The following is a 26,362-nucleotide window of genomic DNA, read 5'->3' as shown; positions in this document are numbered from 1 at the left end:
CCTCAGGCGGGGGGCGGCGCGGCGTCCAGGGCCGCCGCCACCCGCGCGGCGACCGTCTCCGCGTAGACCGCGTCCTGCCGGTCGAAGGGGCCCCGGGCCGCCGTCCGCAGGAAGGTGAGGACGCCGACGGTACGGCCCCGGGACCGCAGGGCCGTGCACAGCGCGTGCGCGGTCCCCGCCGGCCAGTGGCGGGCCGCCGCCCACCCGTCCGCGTCCCGGCCCGCGTCCACCCGCACCGACCCCGCCCGGTCCCACGCCTGGAGGGCCGGGTGCTCGGGGCCGTACGGCTGCGGGAAACCGCCGCCGAGGCCGTCCGCGCCCGGGGCGCCCGCCGGGGACGCCACCGCGCGGGACAGCCGCCGGTCGCCCGCCACCCGGTCCACCAGGCCGTGGTCGGCGAACCCGGCCAGCGCGAAGTCCAGCAGCACCGCCACCGCCTCCGCCGGGTCCGCGTACTCGGCCGCCGCCACGCCCGCCCGGTGCAGCTGGCTCCAGCGGAACCGGGTCCGGTCCGCCTCCCGCGCCGCCAGCCGCTCCTCCGTCACGTCCTGGAACAGCCACGCCACCCCCAGCGGCACCGGCTCCTCCGTCATCGGCGAGGACAGCCGCACGAAACCGCTGCGCCAGCACCGCCGCCGCTCCCCGGAGCCCGGGGTCGCCGCCAGCGTCACCCACAGGTCCGCCGGCGCCGGCGGGGCGCCCTCCGCGAGCACGTGCTGGAGGGCCCCCTCCAGCTCCTCCGCGCCCCGGACCACGACGTCGCCCAGCGGGCGGCCCAGGAGGGCCGTCCGGCCCGTGCCGATCGCCTTCGCGGCACAGCCGTTGACGACCGCCGGCCGCAGGTCGGCGTCGATCAGCACGACCCCCCACGGGGCGTCGTCGAAGAGCGCCTCGCTCAGCGCGATCGACCGCTCCAGGTCGATCTGCGCGTGCACCTCGCTGAAGGCGCAGTACACCCCGGCGGGCCGCCCGTCGGCGTCCCGCACCCCCGCCGACTGGCTGCGCACCAGGACCCGGCCGCCGTCCTTGCGGAGCAGCGCCAGCTCGTGCACCTGCCGCCCCGGCGTCCGCATCGCCGCCATCACCCGGGCGAGCGTCTCCCCCGCGTCGGCGCTCCGCGCCGCCCAGCCGTCGAACCCCCGCCGCCCCACGGCCTCCGCCGCCGGCCAGCCGAGGATCCGCTCGGCCTCGCGGTTCCAGTGCGTCACCGTCCCGTCCGCGTCCAGCGCGCACAGCGCCGCGTCCATCCCGTCGAGCAGCGCGGCCAGCAGGTCGCCGTCCGCCCCCGGCACGGAAGCGGTGTCCCGCGCGGACCCCGCGAAAGCACTCACCCGGCACTCCCCCCGGTAACCCCCCTGTCGCAGGCCATTCAACTGGAACGTGACCCAGAACACACCAGGTTCGGCGAAACGGATTCCCTCTCGGGTCACGTCGGCGAGACGAAGCCCGACTCGTAGGCGGCGATGACGGCCTGGGTGCGGTCGCGGGCGCCCAGTTTGGCGAGGACGGAGCTGACGTGGGACTTGACCGTCTCCGTGCCGACGACGAGGCGGGCCGCGATCTCCGCGTTGGACAGGCCCCGGGCCATGAGGCGGAGGACGTCCTCCTCCCGGTCCGTCAGGTTCGCGCGGAGCAGGGCCTCGTGGGCCTCGTTGGCGGGACGCTCGCGCGCGTAGGAGGCGGCGAGGTCGCGGACGGCCGCCGGGAAGAGGAGGGAGTCGCCCTCGGCGACCAGCCGGACCGCGTGGACGATCTCGGCGGGGCGGGCCCGCTTGAGCAGGAAGCCGTCGGCGCCGGCGCGGAGGGCGCCGTACACGTACTCGTCGTTCTCGAAGGTCGTCACCACGAGGATCTTCGGCGGCGGGTCGACCGTGCGCAGCACGGCCCGGGTCGCCTCGATGCCGTCCATGAGGGGCATCCGGACGTCCATCGCCACCACGTCGGGGCGGAGGCCGCGGACGAGGGGGATGACGGCGGCGCCGTCCGCGGCCTCGCCCACCACCTCGATGTCGGGCTGTGCCTCCAGGACGGCGCGCAGGCCGGCCCGGACGAGGGGCTCGTCGTCCACGAGAAGGACCTTGATCGGCATCCCGTCAGCGTAGTCAGCGCAGGGGGAGGCTCACGTCCACGTGCCAGCCCCCGTCCCGCACGGCCGCCTTCGCCTCGCCGCCGAGCAGCGCCGCCCGTTCGCGGATGCCGCGCAGGCCGCTGCCCGAGCCGGGGGCGGCGGGCGGGCGGCCGTCGGGGAGCGGGTTGGCGACCTGGAGGCGCAGCCGGGTCGCGTCCGCCGTCACCCTGACCGTGACGGGGACCGGGCCCGCGTGGCGCAGGGCGTTCGTCAGGGCCTCCTGGAGCATCCGGTACGCCTCCCGGGAGACGGGGCCCGGCAGGTCCTCCACGGGGCCCGTGATGTCGGCGTCCACCCGCGCGCCGGAGGAGCGGGCGGAGTCGAGGAGGCGGGCGGCCTCGTCGAGGCCGGGGCTCGCGCCGGCCGGGCGGCGGCCGGTCTCGCGCAGGAGGAGCAGGACGCGTTCGAGGTCCTCCAGGGCGGACCGGCCGGTCTCCTCGATGGCCGCGAGCGCCCGGTCGGTGAACTCGGGGTCCTTCGCCGCCCGCGCGGCGCCCGCCTGCACCACGGCCAGGGTGAGGGCGTGGCCCAGCGAGTCGTGGAGTTCGCGGGCGATCCGGTTGCGTTCGAGGAGGCGTTCCGTGCGGTCCTCCAGCGCCGCCATCCGCTCCTTCACCGACGGGCCGAGGAGGCGGCGGGCGACCCGCTCGTCCAGCCGGCCGCCGGCGACGACCAGGACGAGGAGGGCGAGAGCGGGGAGCGGGGCCAGGAACGGCGCGGCGGACGGCGGGGTCAGCGACGCCAGCACCGGTTCCTCCACCCCCACCCCCGCGAGCTCCAGCGCGCACTGGAGCAGCCAGATCGACAGCAGCCAGGCCGCGAGCCCGGCCTCCATCCGGAAGACCAGCCACAGCGCGGTCCGGCCCCGGTCGGTCCACGACGCCGACGGGGTCGCGGAGACTCCGGTGGCCGCGTCGTCGGCGGACGTCCCGCCCCGCACGCGCGCGTGCTTCCCGGGGAAGAGCATCAGGCGCGCCTGGAGGCCCTCGGCGCGGCGGGCCGACGGGACCAGGGCGACCGCCGCGACCGGCGGGACCGGCAGGGCCGCCGCGATCAGCCAGTCCACCGGGCCCGGGGAGGACAGGCCGGGATAGATCAGCCCGCCGGCGAGCGGCACGATCGAGCCGATCAGCAGGTGCAGCCAGCGGGTGTACGTGACCGCGCGGACCAGGGGCCGTACGAGGGACCGGAGAAGCGGCAGCGGGGCGGACATTCGGTGATCTTCTCAAGGGGCGGCTCCGCGCGGCTCCCCCGCACGGGGGAGACGGTCTCCCCGCGCGGGGGATGGTTCGCGGCCGCCGGACGGCCAGGGTGGAGCCATGACCAGCATCGACGTCAAGAACCTCACCAAGGAGTACGGCGGCAGGAACACGACCCGGGCCGTGGACGACCTCACGTTCCGTGTCGAGCCGGGGCGCGTCACCGGTTTCCTCGGCCCCAACGGGGCCGGGAAGTCGACCACCATGCGGCTCGTCCTCGGTCTCGACCGGCCGACCTCGGGCACCGCCACCGTCGGCGGCCGCCCGTACGTGACGCTCGACGAGCCGCTGCGGACGGTCGGCGCCCTCCTCGACGCACAGGCCGCGCACCCGTCCCGGACCGGCCGCGACCACCTGCGCCTCCTCGCCGCGAGCAACGGCCTGCCGGCCCGCCGGGTCGGCGAGGTGCTGGCGGAGACGGGCCTGGAGTCCGCCGCCGGCCGCCGGATCAAGGGCTACTCGCTGGGCATGCGGCAGCGGCTCGGCATCGCCGCCGCGCTCCTCGGCGACCCGGAGGTGCTGATGCTGGACGAGCCGGCCAACGGCCTGGACCCGGAGGGCATCGTCTGGATCCGCGAGCTGCTGCGCCGGCTGGCCGCCGAGGGCCGCACGGTCCTGGTCTCCAGCCACCTCATGAACGAGACCGCGACCTTCGCCGACCACCTGGTGGTCCTGGGCCGGGGCCGGCTCCTCGCGGACGTCCCGACGCGGGAGTTCATCGACGCCCACAGCCACGCGCGCGTGCGGGTGCGCACCGGCGATCCGGTGCGGCTGCGGGCGACGCTCCTGGCGAAGGGGTGGACGGTCGGGGGCAGCCCCGACCCGGACGGCCGGTGGGTGGTGGAGGGCGCCCGCGCCGAGGAGATCGGGGCGGTCACCGCCCGCGAGGGCATCCCGGTCTTCGAACTCGCCGACGAGCGCGCCTCGCTGGAGCAGGCGTACCTGGCCCTCACCGCGGAGGCCGCCGAGTTCACCACCCGTACCGCCGCCACCCCTCAGGAGGTCTGACGTGTCCGCGCTCTCCCCCACCGCCGTGCTCCGCTCCGAGTGGATCAAGGTCCGGTCGATCCGGTCGAGCTTCGGCTCGCTGCTCGCCGTCCTCGTCGCCGCGCTCGCGATCGCGCTGGCGGTCTTCCCGGCGATCGGGCAGCCGGAGGCGGCGACCGGCGAGATCGACCGCCTGTTCTGGATCTACTACCCGATGAACTTCGTGCAGATCGCCGCCCTCTCCTTCGGCGCCACCGCGGCCTCCTCGGAGTTCCTGAACGGCGCCCTGCGCAACTCCCTGGCGGCCGTGCCGCGCCGGACCCTGCTCTACGGGGCGAAGGCGGCGGTCGTGGGCGGGGGCGCGCTGGTCGTGGGCGTGGTGGCCGGGTTCGTCATGTTCTTCACGGCGAACGCGTTCCTCGGGCCGTACGCCGTCGGGATCGGCGAGCCGGGCGCGCTGCGGTCCTGCTTCGGCGCCGGGCTCTACCTCGCGCTGATCACGCTGTTCTCGATGGGGCTGACCTTCGTGACGCGCAGCGCGGTGGCGGTGCTGAGCATCATGATCCCGTTCATCCTCATCGTGTCCTTCGTCATCGGCGGCGTCTCCGAGGGGGCCGCGACCTGGCTGCCGGACCGGGCCGGCCAGCAGATCCTCTTCCAGGAGCCCCTCGGGACCCTGGGCGCGTGGACCGGCCTCGGCGTGACCGCGCTGTGGACGGCGGCGGCCCTCCTCGCGGGCTGGTGGTCCCTCCGCCGCCGGGACGCCTGAGGCGCCCCGGAAAGCCGAGAAAAAAATCGCTTGTGACCGCCCCGGGAGGTTCGTAGGGTGTGGATACACGCGAAAGGAGGTGATCCGAAAAAATGGTTTCTTTTCGGACTCGTGAGGTGACTGCGGGCTAAGGCCTGCCGTCGCACGATGTGCACCTCGGCAGGCCTTCTGCCGAAACCCCAGCAGTCACCCGACCCGTGGGCCGCCGGTCAGTCCGGCCGGCTCCCGTCCGAACCTAGGCGGACGGGACCAAGGCCCACGGGTCGTCTGCGTTCTCGCACCGCGGAGCGGCTCGGCACCGCGGAGCGGCTCAGGGCGCCAGGCGCTCCACCCGCCAGCCCCCGCCCTCCCGGACGTACCGCAGGCGGTCGTGGAGGCGGTTCTCGTGGCCCTGCCAGAACTCGACGGTCTCGGGGGCGACGCGGAAGCCGCCCCACTCCGGCGGGACCGGGACCTGCTCCGCGTCGGGGTGGCGGGCGGCCAGCTCCTCGTAGCGGGCGAGGAGCTCCTCCCGGGAGGCGATGACCGAGGACTGCGGGCTGGCCCAGGCGCCCAGCTGGGAGCCGTGCGGGCGGGTGCGGAAGTAGGCGGCGGTCTCGGCCCGGGGGGTGCGGTCGGCGCGGCCGGTGACGATGACCTGGCGGGCCAGGGGGTGCCAGGGGAAGAGCAGGGAGACGTACGGGTTGGCGGCCAGCTCGGTGCCCTTGCGGGAGCCGTAGTTGGTGAAGAAGACGAAGCCGGCGTCGTCGTAGTGCTTGAGCAGGACCGTGCGGGACGAGGGGCGCCCGTCGGGGGTCGCGGTCGAGACGACCATCGCGTTCGGCTCGTGGATCGCCGGGCTGGCGGCGGTCTCCTTGAACCAGGCGGCGAACTGCCGGATCGGATCGGGCGCGAGGTCGGCCGGGGTCAGTTCCTTGGTGCGGTACTGCTCGCGCATGGCGGCGGGGTCCAGGGCGTCGGTCACGGGAGCCATCCTGCCGCAGCACCTCAGTCTGCCCGCCACGGCGGGGTGCCAATCCTTCGTCCCCGGATCGGCGGACTGTGCCGGATGTCACGCTTCCCCGCATCATCGGAACCGTACAGACTCAACGGCTGGATGACTGTTGAGTCCCGCCAGCGACCGCCGGTCGGTTGATCGATCATCGATTAGAAGGAGCCGCCTGATGTCCGACTTCGTACCGGGCCTCGAAGGAGTCGTCGCGTTCGAGACCGAGATCGCCGAACCCGACAAGGAAGGCGGCGCGCTCCGCTACCGCGGGGTCGACATCGAGGACCTCGTCGGCCACGTCTCCTTCGGCAACGTGTGGGGTCTGCTCGTCGACGGCGCCTTCAACCCCGGCCTGCCGGCCGCCGAGCCCTTCCCGATCCCGGTCCACTCCGGCGACATCCGGGTCGACGTGCAGTCCGCGCTCGCCATGCTCGCGCCGGTGTGGGGCCTCAAGCCGCTCCTCGACATCTCCGCCGAGCAGGCCCGCGACGACCTCGCCCGCGCCGCCGTCATGGCCCTCTCCTACGTCGCCCAGTCGGCGCGCGGCCAGGGCCTCCCGATGGTGCCGCAGCGCGAGATCGACAAGGCCGAGTCGGTCGTCGAGCGGTTCATGATCCGCTGGCGCGGCGAGCCGGACCCGAAGCACGTCAAGGCCGTCGACGCCTACTGGACCTCGGCCGCCGAGCACGGCATGAACGCCTCCACCTTCACCGCCCGCGTCATCGCCTCCACCGGCGCCGACGTGGCCGCCGCCCTCTCCGGCGCGGTCGGCGCCATGTCCGGCCCGCTGCACGGCGGCGCGCCCTCCCGCGTCCTCGGCATGATCGAGGAGATCGAGCGGACCGGCGACGCCACCGCGTACGTCAAGCAGGCCCTCGACAAGGGCGAGCGCCTGATGGGCTTCGGCCACCGCGTCTACCGCGCCGAGGACCCCCGCGCCCGCGTCCTGCGCCGTACGGCGAAGGAGCTGGACGCCCCGCGGTACGAGGTGGCCGCCGCGCTGGAGAAGGCCGCCCTGGAGGAGCTGCACAACCGCCGTCCGGACCGCGTCCTCGCGACGAACGTCGAGTTCTGGGCCGCGATCGTCCTCGACTTCGCCGAGGTCCCGGCGCACATGTTCACCTCGATGTTCAGCTGCGCCCGGACGGCCGGCTGGTCGGCGCACATCCTGGAGCAGAAGCGCACCGGCCGCCTGGTCCGCCCGTCGGCCCGCTACACGGGTCCCGGCCGCCGGGACCCGCGCGAGATCGAGGGCTACGCCGACATCGTCGGCTGATCCTGCCGCAGGAGGAGGTCCGCGTGGTGCCGTGCCGCGACCAGCGGATGGGCGCGGACCTTCCCCTTCAGCGCGTTGCGCCCGTACTCGGCGAAGAGCGGGTTGGCCGGGTCGGTGGTGATGCCGGGGGCCCGGTCGGCGTACGGGAAGTCGAGCGGGGCGATCCGGGCGTCGAGCCGCGGGTTGTAGAAGAACGGCACGGAGAACCGCTCGGTCGCGCCGGGCGGGGAGACCACCCGGTGGTTGGTGGCGATCAGATAGCCGTTCGTCGCGACTTCGAGGAGCTCGCCGAGGTTGACGACGAAGGCGCCGGGCAGCGGCGGCACGTCGTGGAAGTTCCCGTCCTCCCGCTGCACCTGGAGCCCGCCCACCTGGTCCTGGAGGAGCAGGGTGAGGAAGCCGTAGTCCTTGTGGGCGCCGACGCCCTGGTCGTCGCCCTCGCCGCTGCTGCCGGGGTAGCGCACCAGCTTGAGCTGCGGGTGGGCGCGGGGGCCGAAGATGCCGTCGTAGAAGTCCGGGGGCGCGCCGATGGAGGCGAGCAGCTCGTGGAGCAGCCGCTCGGCGACGCCGCTGAGCCGGTCGATCCAGTGCAGGGCCGCGGTGCGCAGCTCCGGCAGCGCCTCCGGCCACTGGTTGGGGCCTTCGAGCCACCAGTACGCGGGCTCCCAGGGGGCGGGGACGTGCGCGGGCCGCTCGGCGCCGATGTCGAGCTGGTCGCGCCAGTCCCGGGCGCCCCGGGTGCGCTCGTCGCCGACGCGGGTGTAGCCGCGGAAGTGCGGCGAGTTGAGGTTGTCGAGGGCGCGCCGGTCCGCCTCGGGCAGGGCGAAGAAGGCGCGCATCGCGTCGGTGAGGGCCCGGGTCTCGGCCTCGGTCACGCCGTGTCCGACGAGCTGGAAGAAGCCGACGTCGTGGGCGGCGGAGTGCAGCTGGGCGTGGAGCAGCCGGCGGGCCTCGGGGCCGCGGTCCGCGGCGGAGAGGTCGACGATCGGGAGCTGCGAGGCGTACGAGACGGAGGGGCCGGAGGCGGGGGCGGTGGGTGCGCTGAGGCTCATGGATGCGTCCGCGGGGTGTACGGGTCCCGGGGCGGCCGCCGGGGTGGGGCGGGGGCCACGGGTGCCGGTCGACAGGGGTCGGTGGAGGGACCCTGCGGGGCGGAAGGGTGGTGCCCCTGGGGTCAGGCGGCGCGGCGACAGCTCATGCTCGTGACGCGGACGAAGTCCACGTGACGGCGGCGAACGAGCGTAGGCATGCGACCAGCGTACTGCGGCCCGGGCGGATCGCCTGTGGTCCGCGTCACAGCGGATCGCGGGGGCGGGGGTCTGGCCGCCGGGGCGGCCCGTGCGCGAAGATCACCGCCTCGCATGTCACGCGCATGCCAATCATCTCGTCGCCGCGCCACCGCGCAGGAGGATCTCCATGACCGCCCGCCGCACCGCCCGCCGCCTCCTGGCCGCCGCCGTCGTCACCCTGGCCGCCGCCTCCCTCACCCCCGCCGCCACGGCCGGCGCCGCCGCCCCCGCGCCCGCCCCCCAGGGCCGGGTCTTCATGGTCAACCCCGTCCAGGCCACCGGCGACCAGACCCTCGCCGACCACAAGGACGCCGCGAGCGACGTCCCCGCCTCCGCCTACGCCCTCGCCACCCTCCGCAACCTCGACGCGAGCGGCGGCCTCTCCGGGAAGTGGGTCACCGTCCGCTCCGAGACCGGCAACCCCGCGAAGGTCTCCCAGGCCGCCTCGTACGACCGCTCCGACGACGAGTTCGAGCAGGTCATGGCGTACTTCTGGGTCAACGAGGGCCAGGAGTACCTCCAGTCCCTCGGCTTCGGCACCGAACTGCCCGGCGCCAACGACCGCGTCCAGCCCGTCCGCCTCAACCAGTGGGGCGCCGACAACTCCTACTTCACCGACAAGAAGGCCGAGATCCGCTTCGGCAAGGGCGGCGTGGACGACGCCGAGGACGCCGAGGTGATCCTCCACGAGTACGGCCACGCCGTGCACCACGCCCAGGTCCCCGGCTTCGGCACCTCCGTCGAGGCCGGCTCCATCGGCGAGGCCTTCGGCGACTACCTCGCCGTCGCCGTCGGCAACCACGCCATCGCCAAGTACGGCTGGCCCATGAAGGCCGAGGAGGCGTGCGTCGCCGACTGGGACGCCACCGGCTACAGCGCCGCCCCGCACTGCCTGCGCCGCCTCGACGGCACCAAGACCTACGCCGACCGCGAGGGCGAGGTCCACGCCGACGGCGAGATCTGGTCCCGCGCCCTCTTCGACATCCGCAAGGCCCTCGGCGCCCGCACCGCCGACCGGATCATCGTCAACGCCCAGTTCGGCTTCGCCCCCGACACCGGCTTCGAGGCCGCCGCCCGCACCACGATCGCCACCGCCCAGCGCATGTACGGCACGGACGCGGCGACGGCCGTGCGCGACGCCTTCCGGGCCCGGGAGATCCCGGGCGTCTGACGGGCTGCCGGGAACCGGAGCCGTACGGCACAGTGGAAGGCGTGCTGATCACCGTCGCGGACGTCGAAGCCGCAGCCGCAAGCATCACCGGACACGTCGTACGGACTCCGACCCTGCCCAGCCCCGGCCTGACCGCCCTCCTCGGCGCGGACGTCACCGTCAAGCTGGAACTCCTCCAGCGCACCGGCTCGTTCAAGGCGCGCGGGGCGGTCGCCAAGCTGCTCTCCCTCGGCGAGGCCGAGCGGGCCGCGGGCGTCGTCGCGGTCAGCGGCGGCAACCACGGCATCGGGCTCGCCGTCATGGCCGGCGCCCTCGGCGTGCGGGCGACCGTCGTCATGCCGAAGACCGCCCCGGCCCGCGCCGTGGACACCGCGAAGGCCGCCGGGGCGGAGGTCCTCCTCGCCGACACCATGGCCGGCGCGTTCGCCCTCATGGAGGAGCTGCGGGCCGGCGGGCTCACCGCCGTCCACCCCTTCGACGACCCGCTGGTCGTCGCCGCCCAGGGCACCGTCGGCCTGGAGCTCGCCGAGGACGCCGGCGACCTCACCGACGTCCTCGTCAGCATCGGCGGCGGCGGACTGGTCTCCGGCGTCGCCACCGCCCTGCGCGCCCGCCGCCCCGGCGTCCGGATCTGGGGCGTCGAGACCGAGGGCGCCGACGCCATGACGGCGGCCCTCGCCGCCGGACGCCCGGTGCCGGTCGAGCTCACCTCGATCGTGTCCACGCTGAGCGCCCCCGCCGTCTCCGCGCTCACCCTCGCGCACGTCGAGGAGCTGGTCGAGGACGTCCTCACGGTCACCGACGCGGAGGCCGTCCAGGGCACCCTGGACCTGGCCGAACACGCCAAGGTGTGGGCCGAGCCCGCCGCCGGCTGCCTCCTCCCCGCCGCCCGCCGCGTCCTGGACCGGGTCGGCCCGGACGCCCGCCTCGGCCTGGTGGTCTGCGGCGGCAACGCGACGACGGCCGACGTCGCCGCCTGGGCGGACCGCTTCGGCCCGCGCTAGGGCGTCAGCGCCTCGTCGACCAGCCGCGCCCACTGGGCGACCACCCGGTCGCGGCGGGCCGTGTCGTCGGTGAGGAGGGTCGCCAGGCCCAGGCCGCGGGCCATGTCCAGGAGGCCCTGGACGGTCTCGCGGACACCGGGCCGGGACTCGTCGGCGCCCAGCAGCTCGACGGCGATCCGGTGCGACTCGCGGCCCACCCGGGCCTCCAGCTCCGCGACCCGGTCGCGGAGCTGGTCCTCGTGCGCGGCCGCCACCCACAGCTGGAGCGCGGCCAGGAAGAGGGGGCCGGTGAAGAGGCCGACGAGCGCGGCGACGGTCTGCTCCCGGTCGTCGGTGGGCAGCGCCCGCAGCGCCTGCGAACGCTCCTCCGCGACGTACTCGACCGCCGCCGTGAAGAGGTCCTCGCGGGTCGGGAAGTGGTGCTGGGCGGCGCCCCGCGACACCCCGGCCCGCTCGGCGACCACGGCCACCGTGGACCCCGCCCAGCCGTACGCGGCGAGGCAGGCCACGGCGGCCTCCAGGAGCCGCTGCCGGGTGGCGCGGCTCCGGTCCTGCTTGGGGCTCCGGTCGGGCGCCGGAGGTCCGTCGTGCCGGTGCGCGGTCACAGCCGCCATTCGGGGTCCCGTCGTTCGAGGAAGGCCGTCATGCCCTCGCGCGCCTCGGCGGAGGCGAAGAGCGTGGCCGATCTCTGGACGAGGTCCTCCGCGTCGCGCTCGAAGGTCTCCAGGACTCTAGCGGTGACCAGCCGCTTCGACTCGCGCAGCCCCTGCGGCGAGCCGGCCCGCAGACCGTCGAGGATGGCGTCGAGCTCCTCGTCGCCGGCCGTGACGAGGCCCATCGCCCGCGCCTCGGGGACGCCGAACCGCTCGCCCGTGAGGTAGTGGCGGGCCGCCGCGCGCGGCTCCAGCCGGGGCAGCAGGGTCAGCGAGATCACCGCCGGCGCCACCCCGATGCGCACCTCCGTGAGCGCGAAGTCCGCGCCCTCGCCCGCCACCACGATGTCGCAGGCGCCGAGCAGGCCGAGGCCGCCGGCGCGGGCCCGGCCGCCGGCCGTGACGTGCCCGACGACCGGCTTCGGCAGCTCCACGACCCGCCGGAGCAGGTCGACGAAGGCGTACGGGCTCGGCGGCGCCTTCAGGTCCGCGCCCGCGCTGAACGTGGTGCCGGTGTGCGTCAGCACCACCGCCCGCACGGCGGGGTCCTTCCCGGCGTCGGCGAGCGCCTCGCCGAGCTCGGCGACGAGCGCCGCCGACAGGGCGTTGCGGGTGTCGGGCGAGTCGAGGGCGAGGGTGGTGACCCCCCGCTCCTCGGTGACGGCGATCAGGCTGCTCATGGACGGTTCCTCAGCTCTCTCGCGGCTCCCGCAGCTCCCGCCGCAGGATCTTTCCGGAGGCGGCCCGGGGCACGGCGTCGACGAACTCGACGGCCCGGACCTTCTTGTACGGGGCGACCCGGGCGGCCACGTGGGCCATGACCTCCTCGGCGGTGAGCCCGGGCGCGGCCGGCTGGCGCACCACGAACGCCTTGGGCACCTCGGTCCCCTCGGCGTCCGTCACCCCGACGACGGCCGCGTCGGCGACGCCGTCGTGGGTCAGGAGCAGGGCCTCCAGCTCGGCCGGCGCGACCTGGAACCCCTTGTACTTGATCAGTTCCTTCACGCGGTCGACGACGTACAGCCAGCCGTCCGCGTCGACCCGCCCGATGTCGCCGGTGTGCACCCAGCCGTCGGCGTCGATCATCGCGGCGGTCGCCTCGGGCCGCCCCAGGTACCCCTTCATGACCTGCGGTCCCCGGATGGCGATCTCGCCCTCCTCCCCCGGCGCCGCGTCCTTCGACGGGTCGTCGAGCGACAGGATCCGCATCTCGGTGGAGGGCAGCAGCTTCCCGACGGTGCCGGGCGGCGGGTCGGCGACGGCGAGCGGGGTGACGTGCGTCCCCGGGGACAGCTCCGTCATCCCGTACGCCTGGCGCACCGGCGGCAGCCCGAGCCGCTCCGAACACGCCCGCGCGAGCGCCGCGTCGAGCGGGGCGGCGGCGGAGACGATGTACTCCAGCGAGGACAGGTCGTAGTCGGCGACCGCCGGGTGCTTGGCGAGCGCGAGCACGATCGGCGGCGCCACGTACAGGCCGTTGATGCGGTGCTTCTGGATGGCGCCGAGGAAGGTGTCGAGCTCGAAGCGGGGCAGGACGACGACGGTGGCGCCCTTGCGGAGCGGCGCGTTCATCAGGGCCGTCAAGCCGTAGATGTGGAAGAAGGGCAGGATCGCGAGGATCCGGTCGCCCGGCCCCATCGGGATGAACGGCTCCAGCTGCGCCAGGTTGGTCGCGACGGAGGCGTGGGTGAGCATCACGCCCTTGGGGACGCCGGTGGTGCCGGAGGAGTACGGCAGGGCGGCGACGTCCTCGGCGGGGTCCACGGCGATCTCGGGCTCGGGGGCCGTCGAGCCGAGGAACTCCTGGAGCGAGCGGGCCCCGTCCGCCGCCGCGTCGCAGACGAAGATCTCCTCGATGCCGCCCGCGAGTTCGGCCGCCGCCCGGGCGGCCGGCAGCAGCGGCGCGACGGTGACGATCCAGCGCGCCGCCGAGTCCCGCAGCTGCTTCGCGAACTCCTCGGGCGTGGCGAGCGGGTGGACGGTGGTGACGGCGGCGCCGGCGCGGGTCGCGGCGTAGAACGCGACGGGGAACAGCACGGTGTTGGGGCTGTGCAGCGCCAGCACGTCCCCCTTGCGCACCCCCGCCTCCGCGAGCCCGGCGGCGACCCGCCGGTGGAAGGCGTCCACCTGCGCGTACGTGAGCGTCAGGTCGCCGGCGCCGTCGACCAGCGCGGGCGCGTCCCCGAACGCGGCGGCCCCGCCGAGGACGGCCTCGTGGATGGGGAGGGAGAGGGTGGGAACGGGCGCGTACTCGCTGTGGAACACCATGCGTGGCCCCCTGGAGAGGTGGAAGGTGGTCGCCAGGATCGCTGTTGCGGGCACTGCTTGGGGAGACCCTGTCAGCCCCCCGTAAAACAATCAAGCGCGCATGCATGGTTTATCGGGGACGGGGCCGGGCGCGGCCGGGCCGGAGGCGGCGCCCCCGGTCCGGCCGCACGCGGGCAGGGGCGGGTCACTCGCAGGCGATGCCGTCGCCGTCGCGGTCCAGGTGGCTGCCGTAGCCGGGGTCCCCGACGCGGATGGGGTCGGCGCCGGCGGCCCGGACGGCCGTGCAGTTGGCGTAGTAGACCTCCGGCTCCGGCTCGGCGGTCTCCGGCGGCCGGGTCGTCTGGACGGGCTTCGGGGCGCGCGTGGCCGGGGCCTGGGTCGTGGGCTCGGGGGCCCGCGTGGTCGGCGCCTCGGTCGTGGGCTCCGGGGTGGGGGTGGGGGTCGGGGTGGGCGTGGGTACGGGCGCCTCGGTCGTCGGTTCCGGCGTCGGCGTGGGCGGCTCGGTGGTCGGCTCGACCGTGGGCGTCGGCGCGGGCGACGCGGTCGTCGGCGCCGGGTCGGCCGTCGCCGACGCCGTCACGGCCGGCTTCGGGTCGCCGCCCGGCGTCTTCGGCTCCTTCTCCGGCTCCCGGACCAGGATCAGCACGAACCACAGCGCGGACAGCACCGTCGCCACGGTCTTCGTCCGGGTCGTCCACCGGCCCAGCCACGCCAGGGCGATGCCCGCCGGCGGGAGCAGCACGAGCAGCGTGACGATCAGCGCCGGGTGCTGCCACCACCGGCGCGGCGGCTGCCACGCCGGGGCGGGCTGGTACGGGTTGGTCTGCGGGTACACGCGCGACTCCAGGGACGTGAAGGGACCACGGCACCGAGCGGGGCGCCGTGGCCGTGGATCGTACACAGGACCTTCACAACCGGGGTGCGGTTTCCGGGACTCCGTACAGGACTCGGTACAGGTCTCCGTACTGGACTCCGTCCGGGACTCAGTACGACTTGGGCAGTCCCAGGGAGTGGGTGGCGACGAAGTTGAGGACCATCTCCCGGCTGACCGGCGCGATCCGGGCCACGCGGGACGCCGTGATCAGCCGGGCGAGGCCGAACTCCTTGGTGAGGCCGTTGCCACCGAGGGTGTGGACGGCGGTGTCGACGGCCTTCACGCACGCCTCGCCCGCCGCGTACTTCGCCATGTTGGCGGCCTCGCCCGCGCCGAGGTCGTCCCCCGCGTCGTACAGCTTCGCCGCCTTCTGCATCATCAGGCGGGCGAGTTCGAGCTCGACGTGGGCCTGGGCGAGCGGGTGGGCGATGGCCTGGTGGGCGCCGATCGGCGTCTTCCACACCTGCCGCTCCTTCGCGTACGCGACCGCCCGGCCGAGCGCGTAGCGGCCCATGCCGATCGCGAACGCGGCCGTCATGATCCGCTCCGGGTTGAGCCCGGCGAAGAGCTGGAGCAACCCCGCGTCCTCGTCGCCCACCAACGCGTCGGCCGGCAGCCGCACGTCGTCGAGGGTCAGCTCGAACTGCTTCTCGTCCGCGTCCAGTTCCATCTCGATCTGTCGGCGCCCGAAACCAGGGGTGTCGCGCGGGACGATGAACAGGCACGCCTTGAGCCTGCCAGTGCGGGCGTCCGAGGTGCGGCCGACGATCAGGGTCGCGTCCGCGATGTCGACGCCGGAGACGAACACCTTCCGGCCGTTGAGGACCCAGCCGTCCTCGGTGCGGGTGGCGGTCGTCGTGATCCGGTGCGAGTTGGAGCCGGCGTCCGGCTCGGTGATGCCGAACGCCATCGTCCGCGACCCGTCGGCGAGACCGGGCAGCCAGGCCGCCTTCTGCTCCTCCGTGCCGAAGCGGGAGATGACCGTGCCGCAGATCGCGGGCGAGACCACCATCATCAGGAGCGGCGCGCCGGCCGCGCCCGCCTCCTCCAGGACGATGGACAGCTCGGCCATGCCGCCGCCCCCGCCGCCGTACTCCTCCGGCAGGTTCACGCCCAGGTAGCCGAGCTTCCCGGCCTCGGCCCACAGCGCCGCCCGGTCGAAGCCGGGGCCGTGCCGGCGGCCGAGCGCGGAGACGGCGGCGCGGAGCTCGGTGTGCTCGGCCGGTTCGATGTCGGTGCTCATACGGTCTGGTCCTCCTGTGCATCGGTCTGTACGACGGCGAGCAGGGCACCGACCTCGACCTGGCGGCCGGGGACGGCGTGGAGCGCGGTGAGCGTGCCGGAGGCGGGAGCGGCGACCTTGTGCTCCATCTTCATCGCCTCCAGCCAGAGCAGCGGCTGTCCGGCGGTCACCCGGTCGCCGACGGCGAGGCCGTCGGCGACCCGGACGACGGTGCCGGGCATCGGGGCGAGCAGGGAGCCGGGGAGGACCCGCTCGCGCGGGTCGGTGAAGCGGGGGCGGGCCGCGAGCCGGTACGGGCCGGCGTGCACGATCCCGTCCCCGTACGACGCCACCGCGAAGTCCCGTACGACACCGCCCGCTTCCAGGCGTACGCGGTCGGGCGCGGCGCTCACCACCCGGACGCCCTCCGGCGCCGTGACCTCGAAGCCGCCGTCGCGGGTCGGCCGGTAGCGGACCTCGTGCTCCCCGTACGTCCGGGTCTGGTCCGCAGAGCGGACGTTCCGCCAGCCGCCGCCGAACCGGCCGCCCGCGCGGGCCGCTTCGGCGACGGCGGCGGCGACGGCCGCGTGCGCCTCCCCGTCGCGGGGCCCGGCGAGCGCGTCCAGGTGCCGCTCGTAGAAGCCGGTGCCGAGCCGGCCGGCGTCCAGGAAGTCCGGGTGCCGCAGCGAGGCGACGAGCAGGTCGCGGTTGGTGACGGGGCCGTGGATCACGGCCCGTTCCAGCGCGTGGGCGAGCCGGCGGACCGCCTCGGCGCGGGTCGGCGCGTGCGCGACGGCCTTCGCGAGCATGGCGTCGTAGTGCACGGGCACGGTGTCGCCGGAGGCGTAGCCGGTGTCGACGCGGACGCCGGGCACCGCGAAGGCGTGCAGGGCGCCGGTCTGCGGGGCCCAGCCCGCCGCCGGGTCCTCCGCGTACAGCCGGGCCTCCACCGCGTGGCCCCGGGGCGCCGGCGGCTCGGGCGGCAGCGGGGTGCCCTCGGCGACGGCGATCTGGAGGGCGACGAGGTCGACGCCGTACACCTCCTCCGTCACCGGGTGCTCCACCTGGAGGCGGGTGTTCATCTCCAGGAAGTGCGCCCGGCCCCCGGCGACCAGGAACTCCACCGTGCCCGCCCCGACGTACCCGACGGCTTTCGCCGCCTTCGCCGACCGCGCGTACAGCTCCTCGACGAGCGCGGGCGGCAGTCCGGGCGCCGGGGCCTCCTCGATCACCTTCTGGTGCCGGCGCTGGAGCGAGCAGTCCCGGGTGCCGAGCGTCCACACCGTGCCGTGCGCGTCGGCGAGGACCTGCACCTCGACGTGCCGGCCGTCCTCCACGTACGGCTCGACGAACACCTCGCCGTCCCCGAAGGCGCTCTCCGCCTCGGCCGCCGCCGCCTTCAGCGCCGCGTCCAGCTCGCCGAGCTCGCGCACCACCCGCATGCCGCGCCCGCCGCCGCCCGCCGCCGCCTTCACCAGCACCGGCAGGTCGGCCGCCGTGACGTCGGTGAGCGGGGCGACGCCCATAAGCTCCTTCGCCCGGGTCTTCGACGCCATCGCCTCGACGGCCTCCGGCGGCGGCCCGATCCACACCAGCCCGGCGGCCGTCACGGCCCGCGCGAAGTCCGCGTTCTCGGAGAGGAAGCCGTAGCCGGGGTGGACGGCGTCCGCGCCGGCGGCGAGCGCCGCCGCCACGACGAGGTCGCCCCGCAGGTAGGTCTCCGCGGGCGCCGCCCCGGGCAGCCGGACCGCCGCGTCCGCCTCCCGCACGTGCAGGGCGTCCGCGTCGGCGTCGGAGTACACGGCGACGGTCGCGATGCCCAGCTCGCGGCAGGTGCGGAAGACGCGGCAGGCGATCTCGCCGCGGTTCGCCACAAGGACGGTCCTGATCACGTGATGCCTCACATTCGGAAGACGCCGAAGCCGCCGCGCGCGCCCTCGACCGGTGCCGTGTGGATCGCGGACAGGCACAGCCCGAGGACCGTGCGCGTGTCGCGGGGGTCGATCACCCCGTCGTCGTAGAGCAGGCCGGACAGGAACACCGGCAGCGACTCGGACTCGATCTGCGCCTCGACGAGCGCCCGCAGTCCCGCGTCCGCCTCCTCGTCGTACGGCTGCCCCTTCGCCGCCGCCGACGCCCGCGCCACGATCGACAGCACCCCGGCGAGCTGCTGCGGGCCCATGACCGCCGACTTGGCGCTCGGCCACGCGAACAGGAACCGGGGGTCGTAGGCCCGGCCGCACATGCCGTAGTGCCCGGCGCCGTAGCTCGCCCCCATGAGGACCGACAGGTGCGGGACCTTCGAGTTCGCCACCGCGTTGATCATCATCGCGCCGTGCTTGATGATGCCGCCCTGCTCGTACTCCCTGCCGACCATGTAGCCGGTGGTGTTGTGCAGGAACAGCAGCGGGATGTCCCGCTGGTTCGCGAGCTGGATGAACTGCGCGGCCTTCTGCGACTCGGCGGAGAACAGCACGCCCTGCGCGTTGGCGAGGATCCCCACCGGATAGCCGTGCAGCCGCGCCCACCCGGTCACCAGCGACGCCCCGTACAGCGGCTTGAACTCGTCGAAGTCCGAGCCGTCCACGAGCCGGGCGATCACCTCCCGCGGGTCGAACGGCGTCTTCAGGTCCCCCGGCACGATCCCGAGCAGCTCCTCCGGGTCGTACTTCGGCGGCTGCGCGAGCGGCGGATCCGGGTGCGCCTTGCGGTGGTTGAGCCGGGCGACGATCCGGCGGGCCTGCCGGATCGCGTCCGCCTCGTCGACGGCGTAGTGGTCGGCGAGCCCCGACACGCGCGCGTGCATCGCCGCGCCGCCCAGCGACTCGTCGTCGCTCTCCTCGCCCGTCGCCATCTTCACCAGCGGCGGCCCGCCGAGGAAGACCTTCGACCGCTCCTCGATCATCACCGTGTGGTCGGACATGCCGGGCACGTACGCCCCGCCGGCCGTCGAGTTGCCGAAGACGACCGCGACCGTCGGGATGCCGGCGGCGGAGAGCCGGGTGAGGTCGCGGAAGAGCGCCCCGCCCGGGATGAAGATCTCCTTCTGGGAGGGCAGGTCGGCGCCGCCGGACTCGACGAGCGAGATCACCGGGAGCCGGTTGGCGTACGCGATCTCGTTGGCGCGCAGTGCCTTCTTCAGCGTCCACGGGTTGGAGGCGCCGCCGCGCACGGTCGGGTCGTTGGCGGTGATCAGGCACTCGACGCCCTCGACGACGCCGATGCCGGTGACCAGGGACGCCCCCACCTGGTAGGCGCTGCCCCAGCCGGCGAGCGGGGACAGCTCCAGGAACGGCGAGTCGGGGTCGAGGAGCAGCTCGATCCGCTCGCGGGCGAGCAGCTTGCCGCGCTTCCGGTGCCGGGCGGTGTACTTCTCGCCGCCGCCGGCGAGCGCCTTGGCGTGCTCGGCGTCGAGGGCGGCGAGCTTCTCCAGCATCGCGGCCCGATGCTCCCGGTAGTCGGTTCCGCCGGTGTCGAGGGCGGAGGCGAGGACGGTCACGGCAGTTCCTCCGGGTCGGGGCGGGCGGTCACGGCGGGTCCTCCGGAAGGTCGGGGCGGGCGGGGCGGCGGCGGACGGAACGGCACGGGCGCGGCGGGCGGGGCGGCGGCGGACGGAACGGGGCTGCCGGTCACAGCAGTTCGGCCGGTACGTCGACGTGCCGGGAGCGGAGCCATTCGCCGAGGGCCTTCGCCTGCGGGTCGAACCGGGCCTGCGAGGCGACGCCCTCGCCGAGCAGCCCGGCGACGGTGAAGTTCAGCGCCCGCAGATTCGGCAGCACGTGCCGGGTGACGTCCAAGTCGGCTGTCTCCGGCAGCAGTTCGCGGAACATATCGACGGTCAGCGTGTGCGCGATCCACCGCCACTCCGCCTCCGTCCGCACCCACACCCCCACGTTCGCGTCACCGCCCTTGTCGCCGCTGCGGGCCCCCGCGATCCGCCCGAGCGGCGCGCGGACGGTCGCGCCGCGCGGCAGCGGCGGCGGCAGCTCCGGCCCCGGCACGGCCTCCAGGTCGCGGGTCCGCGCCGGCGCGGGCACGGCGACGCGGGTCCCGTCGGGCAGCACGGCCGTGTGCGGGACGTCGGCGGCGGGCACGTACGCGGTCTCGAAGACCCCGTAGGGGGCGCCCTTGCCGGGCGGGGCGGTGACGTGGAAGCCCGGGTAGCTCGCCAGGGCCAGCTCGATCGCCGCGCCCGTCACCGTCCGGCCGACCTTCCCCGGGTCCTGGTCGCGGACGACGAGCCGGAGCAGCGCGCTCGCGGTCTCCTCGGTGGCGGCGTCCTCCCGGTCGGTGCGGGCCAGATCCCAGCGGACCTCGGCCGGCGGGTCGGCGGCGAGCGCGGCGCCGACCTGGGCGCGCACGAGCGCGGCCTTCGCCTCCACGTCGAGGCCGGTGAGGACGAAGACGACCTCGTTGCGGTGGCCGCCGAGCCGGCAGCGGCCCGCCTTGAGCACGGGCGGCGGCGCCTCGCCCCGCACCCCGTCGATCCGCACCCGGTCGGGCCCGTCCTGCGCGAGCCGGACGGTGTCCAGCCGGGCCGTCACGTCGGGCCCGGCATAGCGGGCACCGGCCGTCTCGTACAGGAGCTGGGCGGTGACGGTGCCGACGTCGACGAAGCCGCCGGTGCCGGGGTGCTTGGTGACGACGGCCGAGCCGTCCTCGTACAGCTCGGCGAGCGGGAAGCCGGGCCGGACGAGGTCCCGGCCGGCGTGCTCGCGGAAGAAGGCGTAGTTGCCGCCGGTGGCCTGGGTGCCGCACTCCAGGACGTGCCCGGCGACGACGGCCCCGGCGAGCCGGTCGTACTCCTCCGGGCCCCAGCCGAAGTGCCACTGCGCGGGCCCGGTGACGAGCGCCGCGTCGGTCACCCGGCCGGTGACGACGACGTCCGCGCCGGCGGCGAGGCAGGCGGCGATCCCGGCCCCGCCCAGATAGGCGTTGGCGGTCAGCACGCCCGGCTCCGGCGGCAGCCGGTCCCCCTCGACGTGCGCGACCCTGACCGGCACGCCCAGCTTCGCGGCGAGCTCCCGCAGGGCGTCGGCGAGCCCGGCCGGGTTGAGTCCGCCGGCGTTGGCGACGATCCGGACCCCGCGCTCGTGGGCGAGCCCGAGCCCCTCCTCCATCTGCCGCAGGAAGGTCTTCGCGTACCCGGCGGAGGGGTCCTTCAGCAGGTCCCGGCCGAGGATGAGCATGGTCAGCTCGGCAAGGTAGTCCCCGGTGAGGACGTCGAGCCGGCCGCCGGTCAGCATCTCGCGTACGGCGGTGAACCGGTCGCCGTAGAAGCCGGAGGCGTTGCCGATCCGGAGGGGGTTCACCGCGCACCCCCCTTCGGGGCGCGCCCCGCCCCGGCGGGCCCGGCGAAGGCCTGGGCGACGGTGAGCCAGTGCTCGGCGTCGGCGCCCTCGGCCCGGAGGCCGGTGTCGTCGCGGTGCACCCGCTGGGTGACCAGCAGGCAGAACTCCAGCGCGTCCCCGGTGACCCGCTGGGCGGCCCCCTCGGGCCCGTACGCCCACAACTCGCCGTCGGGGGCCACGAGTTCCACCCGGAACGGCTCGGCCGGCGGCTGCTCTCCCCGCACGAGGTACGCGTAGTCACGGGCCCGGTGCCCGATCCAGGCGACGTGCCGCAGCCGGGCGGTGGGCCGCCGTACGGCCCCGAGGGCGTCGGCCACGTCCTGGCCGTGCGCCCAGGTCTCCATCAGCCGGGCGGTCGCCATGGCCGGGGCGCTCATCGGCGGCCCGTACCAGGGGAACCTCCCGCCGGCCGGCACCCCCCGCAGCGCCCCCTCCAGCCGCTCCCGCCCCTCCCGCCACCGCGCGAGCAGCTCGGCGGGCGGCAGCGCCGCCCCCTCCGCCGCCCCGTCGTCGACGAACCGCTCGGGCGCGGCCAGCGCCTTCTCCACCTCCGCGGCGAACCCGTCGCCGTCGGTGATCGCGAGCAGCGCGGCCCGGTCGGTCCAGGCGAGGTGGGCGATCTGATGGGCGACGCTCCAGCGCGGGGCGGGCGTGGGACGGGCCCACCCCTCCGCGCCCAAGTCGGCGACGAGCGCGTCGAGTTCGTCGCCCTCGGCGCGGAGATCGGCGAGCACGGCGAGGACGGCGTCGGGGTCGGACACGGTGCGCTCCCCTCGGGAGGACGGGCCTGAGGAGTGGGAGCATGGCAGCGATCCGAGAAACAATCAAGCACGCTTGCTTGAAAAAGGCCGGCGCGGGACCGATGAGTTCCGGACGCGACGGCCGTCTTAGATCATGAAAGCGACCACAGCGGCGACAGCGACCACAGCGACAGTGACAGCGGCTGCGACAGTGACCGCGACAGTGACAGCGCCTGCGCCTGCGCCTGCGACTACGACTACGACTACGACTACGACTACGGAAGAACCAGAGGAACCGACATGCGCACGCTCATCAGCTCCGCCTTCGTCTCCCTCGACGGCGTCGTCGAGGCCCCCGGCGGCGAGGAGGGCTACCGGAACGCCGGCTGGACCTTCAAGGACATCGAGTTCCTGCCGGAGGCGTACGAGATCAAGGGCCGCGAGCAGCAGGAGGCGGCCGCGATGCTGCTGGGCCGGGTCAGCTACCAGGCGTTCAGCCCCGTCTGGCCGGCGATGGCGGACTTCGCCGACTACAAGGAGATGCCGAAGTACGTCGTCTCCACCACGCTCACCGACGACGACCTGGTCTCCGACTGGGGCCCGACCACGATCCTGCGCTCGGTCGAGGAGGTCGCCGCCCTCAAGGAGACCGAGGGCGGCCCGATCATCGTGCACGGCAGCGCGTCCCTGAACCGCGCCCTCTCGGACGCCGGTCTCGTCGACCGCTACCACCTGCTGGTCTTCCCGGTCCTCCTCGGCGCGGGCAAGCGCCTCTTCAGCACCACCGACAAGGACGCCCAGAAGCTGGAGCTCGTCGAGCACGAGGCCTACGCCAACGGCATCCAGAAGCAGGTCTTCGACGTCGTCCGCTGACTCGTCGGCCCGGACCCGCCGACCGGCGCACCACTGTCGGACTCCCCACCCTTCTGGGATAGTTGGCGGCTACCGATTCGTACCACCACGGGGATCCCATGAGCATGGACATCGAACTCGCCGACCTGCTGGCTTCACTGCGCTCCGAGATCGGCCGCGCCCGGCTGGAGGCGGCCGGCGCGGACGTACGGTTCCGCATCGACTCCATCGACCTGGAACTCCAGGTCTCGGTGGAGAAGTCGGCCGAGGCGAACGCGAGCATGAAGTTCTGGGTGGTCTCGCTCGGCGGCAAGGCGGCCGCGAAGAACGGCCAGACGCACACGCTGCGCATGACGCTCACCGCGGAGGACGCGGCGACCGGCCAGAAGGTCCTCACCGGCGACGACGTGACCGATCTCCTCGGCGCCGGCTGAACAACTCGTGGCAGTACCCGAGACGGCCCGAGTGGCCGAGGTCGTCGTCCTGGGCGACGGTCGGGCCGAGTACGGCTCCGGCTACCGCATCGCGACCCGGCTCGTCCTCACCGTGGATCACCTCCTCGGCCCCGAACCGAACCCCGGCACGTGCACCGTCCGCCTCGGCGGCGGTGACACCGCGCTGTCCGCGACGCCCGTGTGGCGCGGCAAGAACGGCCGGGATCTCGCCCTGTTACGGCTCGACGAAGCCCCCGGAGACACCGTCCAGCCGGTGTCCTTCGGGGCCCTGCCGCCGGGCGCGGGCCGCGTCCCCTTCATCGGCATCGGCTTCCCGGCCTTCGCGACGCGCCCTGAGGAACCCGGCGTCACCGGCCTGCGTCGACGGGACAGCCGCCAGGCCGAGGGCTTCGTGCTGCTCGGTTCCAACCTGAAGTCGAGGCTGCTCGACCTCCAGTACACGACCACCACGCCCCGCCCGCCCCACGGCGACGACCCCGACCCGTGGCGGGGCATGTCGGGCGCCGCGCTCCTCACCCCCTCCGGCGGACACCTCATCGGGGTGCAGGCGCACCGGCTGCCCGCCGCCGGCGTCTCCGGCGCCGAGGCCGAACCGGTCGCCGACGCCCTCGACGACCCGGACCTCCGCCGCCAGCTCGCCCTGAACGGCGTCCGCCACCAGCTCCAGCACATCACGCCCGACGGCGAACCGGCCCCGCCGGAACCGCTGCTGCGCACGGTCATCTCCCAGCCCGAACTCACCAGCGGATTCGGCGACTTCAAGAAGAACCTCACTCCCGACCAGCTCTCCTTCGTCTCCCCCGGCCCCGACCACCCGGCCGACCCCGCCAACCTCTTCGTCCGGCTCGTCGAATCCGCCGACCGGGGCGTCCTGCTCGTGGGCGCCGCCGGCACCGGAAAGACCCGGACCGGCATCGAGGTGGGCCGGCTCGCCCTCGACGCGGGCTGGCGCGCCCTGCACGTCCTGCCGGGCGAGGACGACTCCGTCACCGAGAGCCTCGCCGAACAGGTCTGCGCCGAGCGGTCCCCGGCGCTCGTCGTCGTCGACTACCTCAACGAGTCCCAGCTCGACCTGCCGTCGCTGCGGCACCGGCTCATCCCCGAGGCCCGCCGCCGCGACATCCAGGTCGCCCTCCTCGCGTCCGTACGCCCCGGCTGGCTGCTGAAGGCCGACCGTGCCCAGCTGGAAACCCTGTTCGACACGGTGGAGCTGCGGCAGGACGACGAGTTCCAGAAGCAGGTCGCCGACCACGCCCTGCTCTCGCTCGCCCCCGCGGCGACGGAGCGGTACGGCATCGACCGGATGCGGGAAATCTGCGGCCACCGGCCGATCGTCGCGCTGCTCGTCGCCCGCGAGGTGGAACGGCGCGTCGCCTCGGGCCTGCCCCTGTCCGAGCCCACGGGGCTGCGCGAGGGCGGAGAGATCCCCCGCTGGCTGAAGAGCCGCCTCGGCGAGGACGACCTGACCGTCCCGGGCCGCGCGCACGCCTTCGTCCCCGCCCGGGCCTCCCTCTCCCTCGTGGCCGCCGCCGCTGCCACGGCGGCGTGCCCGCAGTCCCGCGAGGCGGTGACGGCGGCGGCCCGCGCGGCGCTCACGGAGGCGATGGACGGGACGGCGGGAGGGGGACCGGCGGGAGGGGGACCGGCGGGAGGGGGACCGGCGGGAGGGGGACCGGCGGGAGGGGGACCGGCGGGCGCGGGCGCGATGGGCACGGGCGCGATGGGCACGGGCGCGATGGGTCCGGGCGCGATGGGTCCGGGCGCGATGGGAATGGCGCCCCGCGCCGAGGACATGGTCGCCACGCTCCTCTCCCTCGGCTGGCTGGAGGCCGGGGCCGACGGCACGCTGTCCGTCGCCCACGACCTCGTCACCGACCAGCTCGTCGAGTCCGTCCTCCTCCCCGAACGGAACGAGGTCCCCGACGCCGACGCGGCCCGCGCCCTGCTCGCCGGCTGCCTGGTGAGCCCCCTGTCGGTGGGCCGCGCCGCGCTCAACCTCGGACGGGTCGTCAACGACCTGGCGCTCACCGAACGCGCCGGACCCGTCTCCGCCGTCCTGCACGCCTGGTTCACCGAACACGCCACGGCACTCGGCGCCGTCCTGCGGAGCGACGCCTACAACGGCGGCTACGCGCTCGGCATGGTCTGCTCGGGCGCGCCCTGGGCCGCCCCGGCCATCCAGTGCTGGTCGCAGGTCGTCACCCCCTGGCTCACCGACTTCGGCACCCACCCGGCCGCCCGGCACCTGCTCTACCGGGGCCTGCACCACCTGCCCGACGAAGGCGCCCGCCTGCTGCTGCCCACGGTGTGGTCCTGGCTCTCCCGGCGCGGCGAACTGAGTCAGGGAAGCTTCGTCCTCGCTCCGCTGCTGTCCCGCACCGACCTCGACCCGGACACCACGCGGAAGGCCACCGCCGCCGCCCTCACCTGGCTGAACAGGCGCACCACCGTCCCGGAGGCCGGCTTCGTCCTCAAACCGCTGCTGTCCCGCGCCGACCTCGACCCCGAGACCGCGCGGAAAACCGTCGCCGCCGCCCTCGCCTGGCTGGACAAGTACGCCACACCGGAGGCGCGGTTCGTCCTTCACCCCCTGCTGTCCCGCGCCGACCTCGACCCCGAGACCGCGCGGGAAGCCGTCGCCGCCGCCCTCGCCTGGCTGGACAAGTACGCCACGCCGGAGGCGCGGTTCGTCCTCAAACCGCTGCTGTCCCGCGCCGACCTCGACCCCGAGGCCGCGCGGAAGGCCACCGCCGCCGCCTTCGTCTGGCTGGAGACCCACGCCACCACCCCGGAGGCGCGGTTCGTCCTCCACTCCCTGCTGTCCCGCACCGACCTCGACCCGGACACCACGCGGGAAGCCACCGCCGCCGCCCTGACCTGGCTGGACGAACACACCACCGCCCCGGAAGCCGGCTTCGTCCTCCCCCCGCTGCTGTCCCGCACCGACCTCGCCCCCGAGACCGTGCGGAAGGCCACCGCCACCGCCTTCGTCTGGCTGGAGACCCACGCCACCACCCCGGAGGCGCGGTTCGTCCTCCACTCCCTGCTGTCCCGCACCGACCTCGACCCGGACACC

The 26,362-nt window shown here is 74.8% G+C and carries 21 protein-coding genes and 1 pseudogene; 8 read left to right on the top strand and 14 right to left on the bottom strand.

The annotated features are described in order from the left end of the window. Nucleotides 1–2 precede the first annotated feature (2 nt). The 3 genes from AB0E83_RS06855 to AB0E83_RS06845 all read right to left on the bottom strand — a co-directional run bounded on the left by AB0E83_RS06855 (nt 3) and on the right by AB0E83_RS06845 (nt 3,341). Nucleotides 3–1,331 (bottom strand): PAS domain-containing protein, encoded by a 1,329-nt coding sequence (locus tag AB0E83_RS06855; protein ID WP_362107018.1) that lies wholly within the window; start codon nt 1,329–1,331, stop codon nt 3–5. Between the two features lie 95 nt (nt 1,332–1,426). Further along, nucleotides 1,427–2,089, bottom strand: coding sequence for a response regulator transcription factor (locus tag AB0E83_RS06850; protein ID WP_362107016.1), 663 nt, complete (start codon nt 2,087–2,089; stop codon nt 1,427–1,429). A 13-nt stretch (nt 2,090–2,102) separates the two neighbouring features. Next, nucleotides 2,103–3,341: a histidine kinase gene (locus tag AB0E83_RS06845; protein WP_362107013.1), complete on the bottom strand. Its 1,239-nt coding sequence runs from the start codon at nt 3,339–3,341 to the stop codon at nt 2,103–2,105. Nucleotides 3,342–3,447: 106 nt separating this feature from the next. On the opposite strand from AB0E83_RS06845, the gene AB0E83_RS06840 reads away from it, so the two are divergent. Together AB0E83_RS06840 and AB0E83_RS06835 are read left to right on the top strand one after the other, a co-directional pair. Continuing rightward, the gene (locus AB0E83_RS06840) at nt 3,448–4,395 is read left to right on the top strand and encodes an ATP-binding cassette domain-containing protein (RefSeq protein WP_362107010.1); all 948 of its coding nucleotides are present in this window, start codon (nt 3,448–3,450) and stop codon (nt 4,393–4,395) included. A gap of 1 nt (nt 4,396) precedes the next feature. After that, a complete protein-coding gene (locus AB0E83_RS06835; protein WP_362107008.1) occupies nt 4,397–5,143 on the top strand; it encodes an ABC transporter permease in 747 nt (248 codons plus the stop codon). A gap of 310 nt (nt 5,144–5,453) precedes the next feature. Here AB0E83_RS06835 and pdxH read toward each other — a convergent pair whose 3' ends face one another. Beyond that, on the bottom strand, nt 5,454–6,116 hold the full coding sequence (gene pdxH / locus AB0E83_RS06830) for a pyridoxamine 5'-phosphate oxidase (protein ID WP_362107005.1): 663 nt from the start codon (nt 6,114–6,116) through the stop codon (nt 5,454–5,456). A 190-nt stretch (nt 6,117–6,306) separates the two neighbouring features. Here pdxH and AB0E83_RS06825 point away from each other — a divergent pair, with 190 nt between their 5' ends. Then, nucleotides 6,307–7,407 carry a citrate synthase 2 gene (locus AB0E83_RS06825; RefSeq protein ID WP_362107002.1) on the top strand — a complete coding sequence of 367 codons (1,101 nt, stop codon included), beginning with the start codon at nt 6,307–6,309 and terminating at the stop codon, nt 7,405–7,407. Here the strand turns inward: AB0E83_RS06825 and AB0E83_RS06820 are convergent. Further along, nucleotides 7,386–8,459: a 2-oxoglutarate and iron-dependent oxygenase domain-containing protein gene (locus AB0E83_RS06820; RefSeq protein ID WP_362106999.1), complete on the bottom strand. Its 1,074-nt coding sequence runs from the start codon at nt 8,457–8,459 to the stop codon at nt 7,386–7,388. The two genes, AB0E83_RS06825 and AB0E83_RS06820, sit on opposite strands and share 22 nt — an antisense overlap. A gap of 364 nt (nt 8,460–8,823) precedes the next feature. Between AB0E83_RS06820 and AB0E83_RS06815 the strand changes: the two genes are divergently transcribed. Further along, nucleotides 8,824–9,867, top strand: coding sequence for a M4 family metallopeptidase (locus AB0E83_RS06815; protein ID WP_362106996.1), 1,044 nt, complete (start codon nt 8,824–8,826; stop codon nt 9,865–9,867). A gap of 44 nt (nt 9,868–9,911) precedes the next feature. Then, nucleotides 9,912–10,871, top strand: coding sequence for a threonine/serine dehydratase (locus tag AB0E83_RS06810; protein ID WP_362107179.1), 960 nt, complete (start codon nt 9,912–9,914; stop codon nt 10,869–10,871). Here the strand turns inward: AB0E83_RS06810 and AB0E83_RS06805 are convergent. The 9 genes from AB0E83_RS06805 to AB0E83_RS06765 all read right to left on the bottom strand — a co-directional run bounded on the left by AB0E83_RS06805 (nt 10,868) and on the right by AB0E83_RS06765 (nt 22,000). Continuing rightward, on the bottom strand, nt 10,868–11,485 hold the full coding sequence (locus tag AB0E83_RS06805; RefSeq protein ID WP_362106993.1) for a TetR/AcrR family transcriptional regulator: 618 nt from the start codon (nt 11,483–11,485) through the stop codon (nt 10,868–10,870). The two genes, AB0E83_RS06810 and AB0E83_RS06805, sit on opposite strands and share 4 nt — an antisense overlap. Next, a complete protein-coding gene (locus AB0E83_RS06800) occupies nt 11,473–12,204 on the bottom strand; it encodes an enoyl-CoA hydratase family protein (protein ID WP_362106990.1) in 732 nt (243 codons plus the stop codon). The genes AB0E83_RS06805 and AB0E83_RS06800 overlap by 13 nt, the downstream gene beginning before the upstream one ends. 10 nt (nt 12,205–12,214) lie before the next feature. Further along, nucleotides 12,215–13,792, bottom strand: a complete 1,578-nt coding sequence (locus tag AB0E83_RS06795) for an AMP-binding protein (RefSeq protein WP_362106987.1) — start codon at nt 13,790–13,792, stop codon at nt 12,215–12,217. Between the two features lie 184 nt (nt 13,793–13,976). Continuing rightward, entirely contained in the window at nt 13,977–14,627 is a 651-nt protein-coding gene (locus AB0E83_RS06790; RefSeq protein ID WP_362106984.1) for an excalibur calcium-binding domain-containing protein, read from the bottom strand. Nucleotides 14,628–14,775: 148 nt separating this feature from the next. Beyond that, nucleotides 14,776–15,909, bottom strand: coding sequence for an acyl-CoA dehydrogenase (locus AB0E83_RS06785; RefSeq protein ID WP_362106981.1), 1,134 nt, complete (start codon nt 15,907–15,909; stop codon nt 14,776–14,778). Then, nucleotides 15,906–17,780 carry a biotin carboxylase N-terminal domain-containing protein gene (locus AB0E83_RS06780; RefSeq protein ID WP_362106978.1) on the bottom strand — a complete coding sequence of 625 codons (1,875 nt, stop codon included), beginning with the start codon at nt 17,778–17,780 and terminating at the stop codon, nt 15,906–15,908. Before AB0E83_RS06780 ends, AB0E83_RS06785 begins: the two co-directional genes overlap by 4 nt. A gap of 8 nt (nt 17,781–17,788) precedes the next feature. Then, nucleotides 17,789–19,387, bottom strand: a complete 1,599-nt coding sequence (locus AB0E83_RS06775; protein WP_362106975.1) for a carboxyl transferase domain-containing protein — start codon at nt 19,385–19,387, stop codon at nt 17,789–17,791. 130 nt (nt 19,388–19,517) lie between these two features. Further along, complete coding sequence (locus tag AB0E83_RS06770; RefSeq protein WP_362106972.1) at nt 19,518–21,200, bottom strand: acyclic terpene utilization AtuA family protein; 1,683 nt, start codon at nt 21,198–21,200, stop codon at nt 19,518–19,520. Beyond that, a complete protein-coding gene (locus tag AB0E83_RS06765) occupies nt 21,197–22,000 on the bottom strand; it encodes a TIGR03084 family metal-binding protein (RefSeq protein WP_362106970.1) in 804 nt (267 codons plus the stop codon). The genes AB0E83_RS06770 and AB0E83_RS06765 overlap by 4 nt, the downstream gene beginning before the upstream one ends. Nucleotides 22,001–22,279: 279 nt before the next feature. Here AB0E83_RS06765 and AB0E83_RS06760 point away from each other — a divergent pair, with 279 nt between their 5' ends. The 3 genes and pseudogenes from AB0E83_RS06760 to AB0E83_RS06750 form a co-directional block, all read left to right on the top strand. Next, nucleotides 22,280–22,852: a dihydrofolate reductase family protein gene (locus AB0E83_RS06760; RefSeq protein WP_362106967.1), complete on the top strand. Its 573-nt coding sequence runs from the start codon at nt 22,280–22,282 to the stop codon at nt 22,850–22,852. Between the two features lie 98 nt (nt 22,853–22,950). Beyond that, nucleotides 22,951–23,265 carry a trypco2 family protein gene (locus AB0E83_RS06755; protein WP_362106964.1) on the top strand — a complete coding sequence of 105 codons (315 nt, stop codon included), beginning with the start codon at nt 22,951–22,953 and terminating at the stop codon, nt 23,263–23,265. Nucleotides 23,266–23,539: 274 nt separating this feature from the next. Beyond that, nucleotides 23,540–26,362, top strand: a pseudogene (locus AB0E83_RS06750) (hypothetical protein); the annotation flags it as partial.

It is taken from the genome of Streptomyces sp. NPDC035033 (genome assembly GCF_040636735.1).
Classification (GTDB): domain Bacteria; phylum Actinomycetota; class Actinomycetes; order Streptomycetales; family Streptomycetaceae; genus Streptomyces.
Note: the sequence above shows the minus strand (reverse complement) of the source record. Positions and strands in the feature narration are given on the sequence as shown.

What these genes read in the sequence shown, in the direction of transcription:
- AB0E83_RS06850 (WP_362107016.1), bottom strand. Translation starts at nt 2,089, where the DNA reads ATGCCGATCAAGGTCCTTCTCGTGGACGACGAGCCCCTCGTCCGGGCC.
- AB0E83_RS06845 (WP_362107013.1), bottom strand. Translation starts at nt 3,341, where the DNA reads ATGTCCGCCCCGCTGCCGCTTCTCCGGTCCCTCGTACGGCCCCTGGTC.
- AB0E83_RS06840 (WP_362107010.1), top strand. Translation starts at nt 3,448, where the DNA reads ATGACCAGCATCGACGTCAAGAACCTCACCAAGGAGTACGGCGGCAGG.
- pdxH (WP_362107005.1), bottom strand. Translation starts at nt 6,116, where the DNA reads ATGGCTCCCGTGACCGACGCCCTGGACCCCGCCGCCATGCGCGAGCAG.
- AB0E83_RS06825 (WP_362107002.1), top strand. Translation starts at nt 6,307, where the DNA reads ATGTCCGACTTCGTACCGGGCCTCGAAGGAGTCGTCGCGTTCGAGACC.
- AB0E83_RS06820 (WP_362106999.1), bottom strand. Translation starts at nt 8,459, where the DNA reads ATGAGCCTCAGCGCACCCACCGCCCCCGCCTCCGGCCCCTCCGTCTCG.
- AB0E83_RS06815 (WP_362106996.1), top strand. Translation starts at nt 8,824, where the DNA reads ATGACCGCCCGCCGCACCGCCCGCCGCCTCCTGGCCGCCGCCGTCGTC.
- AB0E83_RS06805 (WP_362106993.1), bottom strand. Translation starts at nt 11,485, where the DNA reads ATGGCGGCTGTGACCGCGCACCGGCACGACGGACCTCCGGCGCCCGAC.
- AB0E83_RS06800 (WP_362106990.1), bottom strand. Translation starts at nt 12,204, where the DNA reads ATGAGCAGCCTGATCGCCGTCACCGAGGAGCGGGGGGTCACCACCCTC.
- AB0E83_RS06795 (WP_362106987.1), bottom strand. Translation starts at nt 13,792, where the DNA reads ATGGTGTTCCACAGCGAGTACGCGCCCGTTCCCACCCTCTCCCTCCCC.
- AB0E83_RS06785 (WP_362106981.1), bottom strand. Translation starts at nt 15,909, where the DNA reads ATGAGCACCGACATCGAACCGGCCGAGCACACCGAGCTCCGCGCCGCC.
- AB0E83_RS06760 (WP_362106967.1), top strand. Translation starts at nt 22,280, where the DNA reads ATGCGCACGCTCATCAGCTCCGCCTTCGTCTCCCTCGACGGCGTCGTC.
- AB0E83_RS06755 (WP_362106964.1), top strand. Translation starts at nt 22,951, where the DNA reads ATGAGCATGGACATCGAACTCGCCGACCTGCTGGCTTCACTGCGCTCC.